The sequence below is a fragment of the Flagellimonas hymeniacidonis genome, from assembly GCF_008040165.1.
Classification (GTDB): Bacteria; Bacteroidota; Bacteroidia; order Flavobacteriales; family Flavobacteriaceae; genus Flagellimonas; species Flagellimonas hymeniacidonis.
On sequence record NZ_VRUR01000002.1, the window covers coordinates 1,434,741 to 1,448,546 of the forward strand.

The 13,806-nt window shown below is 38.0% G+C and carries 14 protein-coding genes; 7 read left to right on the forward strand and 7 right to left on the reverse strand.

Annotated elements, in window-relative coordinates:
• Nucleotides 1–5: 5 nt before the first annotated feature.
• The 4 genes from FVB32_RS15380 to FVB32_RS15395 are packed head-to-tail and all read right to left on the reverse strand — an operon-like array spanning nt 6 to nt 3,977.
• Nucleotides 6–1,781 carry a sodium:solute symporter family protein gene (locus FVB32_RS15380; protein ID WP_147744713.1) on the reverse strand — a complete coding sequence of 592 codons (1,776 nt, stop codon included), beginning with the start codon at nt 1,779–1,781 and terminating at the stop codon, nt 6–8.
• A 3-nt stretch (nt 1,782–1,784) separates the two neighbouring features.
• The gene (locus FVB32_RS15385) at nt 1,785–2,039 is read right to left on the reverse strand and encodes a DUF4212 domain-containing protein (RefSeq protein WP_147744714.1); all 255 of its coding nucleotides are present in this window, start codon (nt 2,037–2,039) and stop codon (nt 1,785–1,787) included.
• 24 nt (nt 2,040–2,063) lie between these two features.
• Entirely contained in the window at nt 2,064–3,017 is a 954-nt protein-coding gene (locus tag FVB32_RS15390; RefSeq protein ID WP_147744715.1) for a phosphoribosylaminoimidazolesuccinocarboxamide synthase, read from the reverse strand.
• Nucleotides 3,018–3,023: 6 nt separating this feature from the next.
• Nucleotides 3,024–3,977, reverse strand: coding sequence for a PhoH family protein (locus FVB32_RS15395; RefSeq protein ID WP_147744716.1), 954 nt, complete (start codon nt 3,975–3,977; stop codon nt 3,024–3,026).
• Between the two features lie 123 nt (nt 3,978–4,100).
• Here FVB32_RS15395 and FVB32_RS15400 point away from each other — a divergent pair, with 123 nt between their 5' ends.
• The 6 genes from FVB32_RS15400 (at nt 4,101) to FVB32_RS15425 (ending at nt 10,140) form a co-directional block, all read left to right on the forward strand.
• Nucleotides 4,101–4,931, forward strand: a complete 831-nt coding sequence (locus FVB32_RS15400) for an SAM hydrolase/SAM-dependent halogenase family protein (RefSeq protein WP_147744717.1) — start codon at nt 4,101–4,103, stop codon at nt 4,929–4,931.
• Nucleotides 4,932–5,234: a putative quinol monooxygenase gene (locus tag FVB32_RS15405; protein WP_147744718.1), complete on the forward strand. Its 303-nt coding sequence runs from the start codon at nt 4,932–4,934 to the stop codon at nt 5,232–5,234.
• Nucleotides 5,234–5,965: a gliding motility-associated ABC transporter permease subunit GldF gene (gene gldF, locus FVB32_RS15410; RefSeq protein ID WP_147744719.1), complete on the forward strand. Its 732-nt coding sequence runs from the start codon at nt 5,234–5,236 to the stop codon at nt 5,963–5,965. Before FVB32_RS15405 ends, gldF begins: the two co-directional genes overlap by 1 nt.
• On the forward strand, nt 5,965–7,629 hold the full coding sequence (gene gldG / locus FVB32_RS15415) for a gliding motility-associated ABC transporter substrate-binding protein GldG (protein WP_147744720.1): 1,665 nt from the start codon (nt 5,965–5,967) through the stop codon (nt 7,627–7,629). Before gldF ends, gldG begins: the two co-directional genes overlap by 1 nt.
• A gap of 122 nt (nt 7,630–7,751) precedes the next feature.
• On the forward strand, nt 7,752–8,870 hold the full coding sequence (dnaN, locus tag FVB32_RS15420) for a DNA polymerase III subunit beta (protein ID WP_147744721.1): 1,119 nt from the start codon (nt 7,752–7,754) through the stop codon (nt 8,868–8,870).
• Between the two features lie 187 nt (nt 8,871–9,057).
• Nucleotides 9,058–10,140 (forward strand): hypothetical protein, encoded by a 1,083-nt coding sequence (locus FVB32_RS15425; RefSeq protein ID WP_147744722.1) that lies wholly within the window; start codon nt 9,058–9,060, stop codon nt 10,138–10,140.
• 58 nt (nt 10,141–10,198) lie between these two features.
• On the opposite strand, the gene FVB32_RS15430 is transcribed toward FVB32_RS15425, so the two are convergent.
• Nucleotides 10,199–10,558: a DUF4870 domain-containing protein gene (locus FVB32_RS15430; RefSeq protein WP_147744723.1), complete on the reverse strand. Its 360-nt coding sequence runs from the start codon at nt 10,556–10,558 to the stop codon at nt 10,199–10,201.
• 342 nt (nt 10,559–10,900) lie between these two features.
• Between FVB32_RS15430 and FVB32_RS15435 the strand changes: the two genes are divergently transcribed.
• A complete protein-coding gene (locus FVB32_RS15435; protein ID WP_147744724.1) occupies nt 10,901–11,713 on the forward strand; it encodes a hypothetical protein in 813 nt (270 codons plus the stop codon).
• A gap of 48 nt (nt 11,714–11,761) precedes the next feature.
• Here the strand turns inward: FVB32_RS15435 and FVB32_RS15440 are convergent, their stop codons facing one another.
• Both FVB32_RS15440 and FVB32_RS15445 read right to left on the reverse strand, forming a co-directional pair.
• The gene (locus tag FVB32_RS15440) at nt 11,762–13,069 is read right to left on the reverse strand and encodes a phenylacetate--CoA ligase family protein (protein WP_147744725.1); all 1,308 of its coding nucleotides are present in this window, start codon (nt 13,067–13,069) and stop codon (nt 11,762–11,764) included.
• A gap of 28 nt (nt 13,070–13,097) precedes the next feature.
• The gene (locus tag FVB32_RS15445; protein WP_147744726.1) at nt 13,098–13,760 is read right to left on the reverse strand and encodes an acetyltransferase; all 663 of its coding nucleotides are present in this window, start codon (nt 13,758–13,760) and stop codon (nt 13,098–13,100) included.
• Nucleotides 13,761–13,806: the final 46 nt, after the last annotated feature.

Genomic DNA, 13,806 nt, shown 5'->3' on the forward strand with positions numbered 1-13,806 from the left:
CTCAGTTAGTGCTCAATCGCGTCTCCTGCCCCGCTTGGAATTCTAATGTTCTCTACAATTTCTTGGACTTTTTCTGGAGGAGGAGCCGTTAATTGTGAAACAATCAAAGCCACTGCAAAATTGACCAACATCCCTACCGTGCCAAAACCTTCTGGGGAAATACCGAACCACCAATTATCTGTGCCGCTTGTTTCCGGATTTCCTATCCATCCCAACTTAAAGCGGGCAATATAATAGCTGGTAATTACCAAACCTGCAATCATACCAGATATGGCTCCTTCCCTATTCATACGCTTGCTAAATATGCCCATAACTATTGCTGGAAAGAAAGATGAAGCTGCCAACCCGAACGCTAATGCCACTACCGATGCCACAAAACCTGGAGGGTTGATTCCAAAATAGCCAGCAACCACTACGGCTAATACTGCTGAAAGACGTGCAATCAGCAATTCCTTTTTATCAGAGATGTCCCTTGCAAATTGTTTTTTAATCAGGTCATGGGAAATAGATGTAGAAATCACTAACAATAAACCTGCAGCAGTTGATAAAGCTGCCGCCAAACCGCCTGCAGCCACCAAAGCGATGATCCAATTAGGTAAGCCAGCTATTTCCGGATTTGCCAATACGGTAATATCACGGTCTACGTATAACTCATTGGCAATCTTACTGGAATTGGAGATTTTTCGCTGCCCATAATCACCTCTTCCTTGAATAAACATTGGTTTTTTTCCTTCAATGGCAGAGCCTGGTAAGTATTGTATTTTTCCATCCCCGTTTTTATCTGACCATGCTATAAGCCCAGTATCTTCCCATTTGGTAAACCATGAGGGGATTTCTTTATAGGGTGTATCTTGAACCGTTTCCATAAGGTTGGTTCGCGCAAAAACAGCAATTGCGGGTGCTGTAGTGTACAAAATAGCGATAAACAATAGGGCGTAGCCAGCAGATTTTCGTGCATCTTTTACTTTGGGAACTGTAAAAAATCGGATAATCACATGAGGCAATCCCGCGGTACCCATCATTAAGGCCGCTGTAATAAAAAAGACATCCGTCTTGGATTTTGTGCCATCTGTATAGGCTGTAAAACCCAATTCGGTCATCAATCCATCCAATTTATCCAACAAATACACGCCGTCTTCACCAGCTGAACCAAATCCCATTTGTGGAATTGGATTTCCTGTGGCCATAATGGAAATAAATATGGCTGGCACCATAAACGCAAAAATGAGTACGCAGTATTGCGCCACTTGGGTATAGGTAATGCCTTTCATGCCTCCTAAAAAGGCATAAAATAGTACCACAGCCATCCCAATATAGACTCCCGTATTCACTTCAACATCTAAAAAACGTGAAAAAACAACCCCAACACCTCTCATTTGCCCTGCGACATAGGTAAAGGATACAAAGAGCGCTGCAACAACGGCAACGGTACGTGCGACATTGGAATAATAGCGGTCTCCGATAAAATCCGGAACAGTGAACTTCCCGAATTTACGTAAGTAAGGTGCTAATAGTAACGCTAACAGTACGTATCCGCCAGTCCACCCCATTAAATACACAGATCCATCATAGCCAGAAAAAGCGATAATTCCTGCCATCCCTAAAAAGGAAGCTGCTGACATCCAATCTGCTGCGGTTGCCAAACCATTTGCCAATGGGGAAACACCACCTCCAGCGATATAAAATTCTTTGGTAGATCCTGCTCTAGACCAAATTGCTATTCCAATATATAGGGCAAAAGTAATCCCCACAATGATAAACGTCCACGTTTGAATTTCCATAGTTTACTCGTTTACCTTGAATTTTTTATCCAACTTGTTCATCAAACGGACATAGACAAATATCAGTATTACAAATACATAGATGGATCCTTGCTGGGCAAACCAGAAGCCCAGTTTAAAACCACCCAAGCGGATGGTATTTAATTCTTCAACCCATAAAATTCCGAATCCATAAGAAACTAAAAACCAAATGACTAAAAGAATGGTGAGGTATTTTAAATTCTCCCTCCAATATTTTTTTCGCTGCGAAGTATCCATTTCAATATTTGAAATGGTAAGATATTAAATAGAATTGAGATAGTTGGAAACGTTCTGTCCTATGCGCTCGTGAATATTGGAAACATCTGCTTTTTCAAATGTCTCTCCCATAATGCTCTCGTAGAGTTCAATGTAGCGTTCTGAAACAGATGTGATGTAGGCATCATTCATTTCAGGAACTGTTTGTCCTTCCAATCCTTGAAATCCATTGGAAATAAGCCACTGACGAACAAATTCCTTGGAAAGCTGTTTTTGAGCCTCACCCCTAGCCTGACGCTCTTCATAACCTTCTGCATAGAAATAGCGAGAAGAATCTGGTGTATGAATTTCGTCTATCAAGACAATCTCACCATCCTTAGTTTTTCCAAATTCATATTTGGTATCTACTAGAATCAATCCGCGTTTGGCAGCTATTTCTGTACCTCTTTGGAACAATGCTTTGGTATATTTTTCCAAGATTTCGTAATCGGCTTTGGAGACTATATGCTTGTTTAAAATTTCAGCTTTTGAGATATCTTCATCATGGTCTCCCTGCTCTGCCTTGGTAGCAGGAGTTATGATAGGTTCCGGGAATTTATCATTCTCTATCATTCCTTCTGGCATGGGCTCTCCACATAATACTCGCTTGCCAGCTTTATATTCTCTTGCTGCGTGTCCAGAGAGGTATCCTCTAATGACCATTTCAATTTTAAAGGGTTCGCATGCTTTACCCACCGCAACATTAGCGTCTGGCGTAGCCATCAACCAATTTGGGACAATGTCTTCGGTTGCTTGCATCATTTTGGTTGCAATCTGGTTAAGAATTTGTCCTTTATATGGAATGCCTTTAGGCATAACTACATCAAAAGCAGACAAACGATCTGTAGCGATCATGACCAGAATATCGTTCTCCAAGGTATAAACTTCCCTCACTTTTCCTTTGTAGATTGCCTTCTGGCCTGAAAAGTGAAAATTGGTGTCCATCAAAGTATTTGACATGCGTGGCTAATTATGGTGCTCAATATTTTTGTAGGCGTCGATGACCTTTTTAACCAATTTATGTCGAATTACATCTTTGTCATCTAAATAAATCATACTAATTCCTTCAACATTCTGTAAAATAAGCAGCGCTTCTTTTAAGCCTGAAATAACTCTTCTTGGTAAATCGATTTGACCAGGGTCTCCGGTCAAAAGAAACTTAGCATTTTTACCCATCCGAGTCAAGAACATCTTCATTTGGGCATGCGTGGTGTTCTGGGCTTCGTCCAAAATAACAAAGGCATTGTCCAAGGTTCTACCCCGCATAAAGGCCATGGGTGCTATTTGAATAGTACCATCTTCAATATATTTATCCAATTTCTCCGGAGCAATCATATCACGCAATGCGTCATATAGAGGCTGCATATACGGATCTAGCTTTTCTTTTAAATCCCCTGGAAGGAATCCTAAATTTTCACCTGCTTCAACTGCTGGGCGCGTTAAAATGATTCGCCTAACCTGTTTTTCCTTTAAGGCTTTTACCGCCAAAGCAACTCCGGTATAGGTTTTTCCGGTTCCTGCGGGCCCAATGGCAAAAACCATGTCATTCTTTTTGCAAGCATCGACCAATCTTCTTTGGTTGGCTGTTTGTGCTTTTATCAATTTACCACTAACGCCATGGACCAAAACATCCCCGCTACTTTTAGATGAGGCATAATCCTCTTGCCCATTGCTGGTGAGTACACGTTCAATCATGTTCTCATCCAATTTGTTGTATTTGGCAAAATGTGTGGTGAGCATATCGAAACGTTTATCGAACTCCTCTAAGAGTTCTTCGTCTCCATACACCTTTATTTTACTGCCCCTAGCAACAATCTTTAGTTTTGGGAAATATTTTTTAAGTAGCTCAATATTCTCATTTCGTTGTCCAAAAAAATCCTGGGGGCTGATCTCTGTTAATTCTATGATAAGTTCGTTCAAAAAAAGTGACGTGTTTTAAGGTTATTTTTGAAGAAAATTTATTCTTTCTTTTTTATTTAATTTTACCCCACAAACTTAACCAAAAATCAATTTGAGCAGGGAAAAACATATCAACAGTATTGCATGGCAATCATAACACTAACTACAGATTTCGGCCATAAAGACCACTTTGTAGGTGCCATAAAGGGAACTATCCTTAGTAATTTACCAGAAGTCAGCATTGTTGATATTTCGCATGCCATAAGCCCATTCAACATTCAGGAGTGTGCTTATATTCTAAAAAATGCATACCGTTCCTTTCCTCCTGGTTCTGTGCATATTGTGGGGGTTGACTCCGAACTATCTCCTGAAAATCAGCACATAGTGGTACAAGTAGATGGACATTACTTTGTAAGTGCCAACAATGGTGTTATCTCTTTGATCACTTCAGAAATAAACCCAGAAAAAGTAATGGAAATAGGCATTCCCAACCTAAGTCCTAGTTCTTTTCCTATGCTTAACGTATTTGTTCAAGTGGCTTGCCATATTGCGCGCGGTGGAAAATTAGAGGTGATTGGGAAACCTTTTGATGCCCTAAAGGAACTACGTGAATTTGAACCAAGGATTACCAATAACGGTAATTCCATTAGTGGAAATGTAATTTATATTGACAACTATGGCAATGTGATTACAAATATTCAACGCAGTCTGTTTGAAGCGTATCGCAATGGAAGGGAATTTGAGCTCATTGCGCGAACTACTAAAATGAAAACAATCCATACAAGCTATAATGATATCGTGAATTTTGATTTAAACAAAGCACAGAGAAAGGGGCCTGGAGATGCGTTAGCGCTTTTTAATTCCGCTGGCTATGTTGAACTTGCCATATATAAAAGTGACTTAAACACCGTCGGGGGTGCATCTACCCTTCTAGGATTGAATTATAGGGATACGGTAACCATAAATTTTTTGTAAATGTTGATACGTATCGTAAAACTCACCTTTAAACCTGAAAATATTCCTAGTTTTCAGCGTATTTTTGAAACTACCAAACCAGGTATATTGGCATTTGAAGGTTGTACTTTAGTTGAGCTATATCAAGATATCAAAAATCCAAATGTCTTTTTTACCTATAGTTTTTGGGATAAAGAATCAGATTTGGAAAATTATAGGGCGTCAGATTTTTTTAAAGATGTTTGGAGCAATACCAAAACCTTATTTATGGATAAACCCGAAGCTTGGAGTGTTACAAAATCCCAATCCTCAAACCCTTCTTAATGTTTGCGATTTTTAAACGAGAGGTACAATCTTTCTTCACTTCCCCAATTGGTTATTTAATTGTTGGGCTGTTTTTGCTCCTCAACGGTCTTTTCCTTTGGGTTTTTAGAGGCGACTTCAACATTTTTGATTACGGTTTTGCTGATCTTAGCAACCTCTTTTTACTTGCACCTTGGATTTTTGTCTTTTTGGTGCCTGCTATAAGTATGAAAAGTTTTTCCGAAGAACGAAAACTTGGAACCCTTGAATTATTGTTAATCAAGCCCATATCCATTTGGAAGCTAATTTTAGGTAAGTTTTGGGGTGTTTTCCTTTTGTGCATTATCGCATTGCTCCCCACAATCGTTTATGTATTTGCCATATCAGAATTGGGAATCATAACAGGCAACTATGATTTTGGAGTAGTTCTGGGCTCTTATTTTGGGCTTTTTTTCTTGGTCGCGGCGTATGCCTCCATAGGGCTTTATACATCATCTCTGTCCGATAATCAAATTGTATCCTTCATTTTAGGAATTTTGATTTGTTTTCTGGTGTTTAATGGTTTTGATGCGTTTTCATCCCTGTTTTCGAGTGGTGAAACACAACAATTCATTCAGAGCTTTGGAGCAAAATATCATTTTGACAGTATCGCAAGAGGCATCGTAGACACGAGGGATTTAATGTACTTTATTTCGCTGGCACTGCTCTTTCTGTATCTCACCTTTTTACGATTAAAACACTCGTCTAACTAATGGGGAAACATTTCATTTCAATTATTGGGGCACTTGTATTGGTCGTTATTCTCAACTTGGTTGGTAATTTTTTGTATACTCGGTTTGATCTTACGGAGGATAAGAGATATACCCTATCGGAACCCACAATAGCCGCTGTTAAACAGTTTGATGCTCCAATAGTGATCGATATCCTTTTGGAAGGAACCATCCCTCCTGAGTTTTCTAAGCTAAAAGCTGAAACGATTCAATTGTTGAAAACTTTTGAATCCTATAACCAAAACATTCAATTCAACCTGATAAATCCGCTGGAGGATGAAACAAACACCCAGCAGACCATAGCAGATTTACAGCGTATCGGCTTAAAACCTGCTAATGTTACCATTGAAGAAAATGGTAAGGTATCCCAAGAGTTGGTTTTTCCATGGGCCATGGTGAATTATGCAGATAAAACCGTGAAGGTTTCACTACTCAAAAACAAATTAGGTTCCAATGCCGAAGACCGTATCAATAACTCAGTACAGCAGCTGGAATATGCCTTTGCAGATGCCTTTACCAAATTAACCATTAAAGAGAAAAAACGAGTTGCGGTTATTAAGGGAAATGGGGAGCTGGATGATGTTTACATTGCAGATTACCTAACTACCATTAGGGATTACTATAATATAGGAGCGATTACACTGGACTCCGTGGAAACGAATCCCCAAAAAGTGCTGAACCAATTAAAAGGATTTGATTTAGCCATTATTGCCAAACCCACCGAAGCGTTTACCGATGAAGAAAAATTTGTGCTGGATCAGTTTGTGGTTAATGGTGGTAAATCTATTTGGTTAATAGATCAGGTTGCTATGGAGGTGGATAGCATTTTTAAAGGGGGTGGAAGTGCATTAGCGCTACCTAGAGACTTAAATCTTAAGGATTTTTTCTTCAAGTATGGAGTCCGAATCAATCCGGTATTGGTCAATGATTTGTATTTTACCCAAATTGTTTTGGCTTCAGGAGAAGGAAATGATTCGCAATATAATCCTGTTCCTTGGTACTATAATCCCATGGTGTTCTCAAGAAACAACCATGCTATCAACACCAATATTGAGGCGGTTCGCTATCAATTTGCAAATGCCATGGACATTTTGGAAAACGACTATGAAAAGACCGTATTGCTGTGGAGTTCTCCATTATCCAAAACAGAAGGAGTTCCTAAACAAATTGGTCTGAACATCTTGGATAATCCACCCAACAAAGAATTGTACACGAATGGAAATCAGCCCTTAGCCGTTTTAATAGAAGGTCATTTTGAATCAACCTTTAAAAACAGGGTAAAGCCATTAAAACTCCAAAATACCTTAGAATCTGGAAGCGAAAATAAAATGATTGTCATTTCAGACGGAGATGTAATAAAAAACCAATTAAGAAATGGTGTTCCTTTGGAATTGGGGTATGACAAATGGACAAATAGTTCCTATGGTAATAAAGAGTTCTTGGTGAATTGCATCAATTATCTCTTGGATGATACCGGACTTATAAACATTAGGAACAAAAAAGTAGCCATCCCTCTTTTAGATGCAGAGAAAGTTGCGAAGCAAAAAACAAAATGGCAACTTATAAACATTGGGCTCCCGGTTATCATTACCATGCTATTGGGGATTTTCTTTAGCTTCTTCCGAAAGCGGAAATTTGCACGTTAAGTGTTGATAAATTTGTTTCGTTGCTATTCCGTTTTAAGATATATTTGTTTTTAGTGATTTTAAAAATTCCGTTTAAAGATTAATTGGGAGAACGGAACAACAATTCTTAAAGAATTTCTTGAATGAAGTTTATTGTATCCAGTACATATTTATTAAAGCAATTACAGGTTTTAGGTGGTGTAATTAACAACAGTAATACCCTACCCATATTAGATAATTTCCTTTTCGATTTAAAACAAAATAAACTTACGGTCTCTGCCTCTGATTTGGAAACTACTATGAGTTCTGTCTTGGAAGTGGACTCAGATGCCGAAGGTACCATCGCCGTCCCAGCTAGATTATTGCTGGATACTTTAAAGACATTTCCAGAACAACCATTGACGTTTGTTGTTGAGGATAATAATACAGTAGAGATTAGCTCTAATCATGGTAAATATGCTCTAGCATATGCTGATGGTGCCGAATTTCCCAAAGCTGTGGAAGTTTCCAATCCAAGCTCCACTACCCTATTGGGCGATGTATTGGCTTCAGCTATCAACAAGACTATTTTTGCCGCAGGAAATGATGATTTGCGACCCGTGATGAGTGGTGTTTTCTTTCAGTTTTCTACGGAGAATTTAACTTTTGTAGCTACAGATGCCCATAAGTTGGTAAAATACCAACGTCATGATGTTTCCGCATCTGAAGTTGCTGAATTTATCATGCCCAAAAAGCCCTTAACGCTTTTGAAAGGAATTTTATCAGGTTCAGAATCTGAAGTGACCATTGAATATAATGACAGCAACGCCAAGTTTATTTTCGATAATTCAGAATTGATTTGTAGATTAATTGATGGGAAATATCCCAATTACGAGGCCGTCATTCCAAAAGAAAATCCTAACAAATTATCCATATCTAGAAATCAGTTTTTGAGTTCTGTCCGTAGAGTTTCCATATTTTCCAATAAGACTACACACCAAATACGATTAAAAATAGCAGGTGCAGAATTGAATATTTCCGCTGAGGATGTAGATTACAGTAACAAGGCAGAAGAACGCCTTTCTTGCTCCTATCAAGGTGATGATATGCAAATAGGCTTCAATTCCCGGTTTTTGGTAGAAATGCTTAACAATTTAACCTCTGACGAAGTGTCTTTGGAAATGAGCTTACCCAATAGAGCAGGAATTTTAACTCCTGTTGATGGATTGGATGAAGGGGAACATGTTACTATGTTGGTGATGCCCGTAATGTTGAACAATTAACTAGTTGACAGTAAGCAACTTCTTACGTCAAATCTAGATTACACTGCATTAACTTAACTGCTGGTTTAAGTGGATGTGTTACAACGATATTCTTGGTTTTTTAACGCCGATTTTTGACTCTTTCGTTCTCAATGGATAGATTTGGTTAATTCCTCAACCTAAAACATTAACTAAATTATCGAAAAACATGAAAAAATTACTTTTGGCCATTTTGGCTGTATGTATTGTGGGCCTGTACTCTTGTGAGACCGAGCCACTTGATTCGGAAGCCTTAGGTGTCATTGAAGGCAAGGGTAAAGTAAAGCCAAAAAAAGAAAAAGACGAGGAACAGGATTGTGAGGTTGACCTCACACCTGATTTACCAGCTTTGGTAAATGCATGTACCACCGCTAAGGGTGTAGATGCTAACGATATTTATTTTGATTTAACCATTAATGACACAGCCCTAGCTGGAGATTATGGTGCATGGTGTATTGATGTCGATTTGTCGTTAAGTGGAAATGAGTGTTTTGATGCAGACGTCTACTCTAGTTACGAAGATTTACCTGTTGGAGCATTTGAAAATCCAGATAATTTTGATTTAGTCAACTGGATCATCAATCAAAATTATATTGGAGAAACAAGTCCAAGTGGAGGCATGTATACTTTTGGTGATGTTCAATGGGCTATCTGGGAGCTAGTTGATAATCAAAATTGCCAAGCTTGTGCATTCTTAGGAGACGAATGGAGCGAGGAAAAAGGACAGGAAATTGTTGATGCAGCTATCGCCAATGGTGAAGGTTTTGAGCCAGGAGAAGGTCAGCTTTTGGCAATTATCTTGATTCCAACCAATAACCGACAGCCTGTCTTTATTTCCATTCCTGTGGAATGTGGACCTGAACCAGAGTGTGAAACTGCTTTCGCAAGAGGAAATGATGGAAACACTTGTTTCTTGGATGAAGGTTTCAGTAGATGGGGTTGGACTATCGGTCCTCTTTCCCCAGATGCAGATGAGTCATATGATATCTATGCAGGTGCTGGACAATGCGATATTAGTAAAGGAGAATTGGTAGGTACTGTTGATATAGTTTATGCGGATGGTGAAGTAACTGTAACATACAACATCGATGAAAGTTACTCTGTTGCTGAGACACATACCTATGCAGGTAACGATATGTTCCCAACTAAAAAGGGAGCTCCAACTGTTGCCCCAGGACAGTATAGCATTCAAGAAAACCTAGAAGGTGATATTTATGTAATCGCACATGCAGTGGTATGTGTAGAAGATTAAATCACCACATTAGAATAATATAATTAATTAAAAAGCTAGGGATAAAACCCTAGCTTTTTTATATAAACGGAATCGTTAAAAACCGGGAAGGAGTTTCTCCATTAGCTGCTTTAACAGCATTTACAATGGGTAAAACAAAACCAAGAATTGCAACTCCAATTAGACCCAAAATTCCCAGTCCCAATAGCAAAATAGCTGGAATACTTAAAATAATGTAGAGCAATAGACTTAACTGTAAATTTATCACAGCTTTTCCATGTTCATTCATTCCCTCAACGGTTCTTCTTGAAGAGAGCCAGATGATAAGCGGGACGATAAACCCTCCAAATCCTGTAACGTAATGTAATAACTGTGTAAGGTGTGTAATGGATAACAGTGTGGTATCCTTTCTAATAACATTTTGATTAATGACTTCCATTTTTGATTGATTTTGATGATGTATTATATCAGTCTAAGGTTTCGATAAAATGTTACAAACCAGTATTATACTTCAATTTTTAACACTTCATCTGAGATTTTGGTGCTTTATCGACGCCATTATATTTAATTAATTGATAATCAATACATTAATATATAAAATCACTTTCTAGAAGTATCATTAAAGTGTTTATCTGTAAGAAAAATAAGACTTTATTATTCAAAGTAAAATCTTCAGATGCATCTTATCTAGAGATATGGCCTATTCACCCAATTCTACTGGAAAACCAGTCAAAAAGTTAGAATTTTGTTAAAACCAATAATCACGCAAAATCAACTAAGTATGAAAAAAATTTACTATTTAGCTCTAGCATTGACAATATCTTTTGTCAGCTGCGAAAAAGAGGAAGTATCTGATATTGAAGAATCCTCTTTAGAATCAGTTGAGCATAGGTATAGGTATAAAAAATGGAAAAAGAAGAAATGTCAAATTAATGTGACACCTGAGTTACCGGCAGTAATCAATGCCTGTACAACTGCTAAGGGTGTAGACGCAGACAACAGTTACTTTGATTTGACGATCAACGATACCAATTTAGCCGGTGATTACGGTGCATGGTGTGTTGATGTAGACTTGTCATTAGCTGCTGGTCAGTGTTTTGAAGCTGATGTATATTCAAGCTACGACAGTTTGCCAGAAGGCAAATTTGAACATCCAGAAAACTTTGACCTAGTAAATTGGGTCCTTAATCAAAACTTTATTGGAATGGAAAGCCAAAGCGGAGGAGCTTACACTTTTGGTGATGTCCAATGGGCTGTTTGGGAGTTGATTGATGACCGAAACTGCCAAAGCTGTACATATTTGGGTGATGACTGGAGCCGGGAAAAAGGACAAGAAATTGTAGATATGGCAGTTGCCAACGGGGAGGGCTATGAGCCAGGTAATGGTGATTCCCTTGCTGTTATACTTATTCCAACCAACAATTTGCAAAGTGTTTTTGTTCCTTACGAACTAAAATGCGATGAAAATGTGGGAAGTATTTGCAAGAGGAGATACCGTACTTGGAAATGCTATAAATGGCGATGCAAGCATAAAAAGAAAAAGTGGAGAAGGAATTACGGAAGAAAAAAATTCAAATGTTCTTCTTCATATTAAAAATCAATATAGAAAAAAACGGGCAAAATAATTTCGCCCGTTTTTCTTTTAGCTCCTCCAGGCATTGATAACCTTCCGCCATTTACCAGATGCAAGAATCGGTATTTGATCAAAATAATCAAAACTGATTTGGGCCTTTTCTCCCAAAACATTTTTGAAATAACGGACAATTTCATTTTCCTTTACCTTGTCTGCTTTTGCAACTAGCCTAAACATGTATTTATTTTTTGTATTTTGAATAAACTGATATTGCCTAATTTCTCCAAATTCGAGTACCATATAAAATATAAACGGAGAAACGGCATTTCCATGTAAGTCAAAAATTATATCGGCTCTGCGTCCAAAGATCTCGGATAGATGTGAAGGTATTCTTCTTACACCTGTCGTTTCATGAACTATTCCGGTATCACCAGTATCATACCTGATCATAGGCATGGCATAATTGAACAAATCCGTTACAACTATTCTGCCTAACTCTCCAGGGAGGGAGGGCCTATCGGAATCCAGTGCAAGAAACTCAAAAAAATAGCTCCCCCAATTTAGCTTGTACATTTCAGGGGAATTGGAAGTCTGTTGTGCCAATATCCCATTTTCATTGTTCGAGTATCTAGCATAAACCTCTGTCTTAAAAACTTTTGTCAATCTCTGTTTTAACAATGTATTAAGGCCCTCCCCGAATGTTATAACGGATTCAAGATTTGGGTATTCGAGGTAAATCTTCTCTTTTTCCAGAACGTCACAAATTCTTTCCAAAAAGGAAGGGTATCCTAGGATTACTTTTTTTTCTTGGTCACGATTTATGGAATAGGCCAGGTCAATTATCTCATTTTCTCCAGAGTCCATAACATTATGCTGATGAATGTTTTGCAAGAACTTTTCCAGATTACTCTTCTTATTTGTATGATCCCATAACTTGAAATAATAGTACTTTATCCCTATTTGCCCCCCTACAGATTCAGAGAAGTGAACCACGTCGGAAGTATTTCTATTCTTTTTTCCCCTATCTTGAAAAATCGTAAACGGAACCCCAGTTGAACCACTACTGGAAGCTTTGTAAAGTTTTTTTGGATTAAAATATTGCGACAAGAAATTATCGTAATCGTTTAGAATTGTATTCTTGTTGATAATCGGAAAATTCCCCAGCTCATATCCGTCAAACTGGCGGTAAAAAGGTACAGTCGAAGTGGCATGCTTCATAACTGCCTTCAGGTTTTGGTTAACCCTCTCAAAAGTATTTGGATCATCGACATCTCCACCAACAACAGCATCAATTTCTTCAATATTTTTTGAAATCTGGTTTCCCTTTAAAAAATCGATTGCCAAAAATAATCTGCGTCTAGAATCTTGCAAAAACATAAACTAAATTCAGGTTGCTAACTCAGCATCATAGATACTTTTCATTAGGTTCCCTGTTTTTTATAAATTTTCCGGGCACACCATAATAGACGGCATTGCTTTCAGCATCTGTTGTGAGCAGAGATGCTGCACCAATAATCGTGTTATCCCCAATTTTTTTTCCATTTAAAACTGTAGCGCTGATAGAAACTGAACTGGTTTCACCAATTTGTACATTTCCCCCTAAAGTAACATTTGGTGCAATACTTGAAAATTGCTTCATATGACAATCATGTCCAACACTGCACTTTGTATTTAATATGGTAAAATCATCTATTCGGCAACCACGGTTTATCACTGTCCCTGCAATTATAGCCACTCCTTCTCCAAAAACAACATTTTTCGCAATAATGGCACTAGGATGAATTGCATTGACAAACCGAATATCTGTAAAGCGTCTTTTCAACCGATTTACGACCAGTTTTCTTGACCAATTATCTCCTATGGCCACAAAAAACTTTGGTAATGCGTTTACCTTTAACAAATCTGAAACCACATTTTCGTCCCCCAAAATCGGATAGCCAAGAAAATTAGTTCCCTTTTCTTTATTTGTATCCATAAACCCTACAATTTCATAACCATCCAACCTTTCAAAGATATCTGTGATAACTTTGGCATGACCGGAGGCTCCGAAAATTATAATTTCTTCCATAATACAATTACACAACGTAATGAAATTAGAAAAAATATAATTAAGA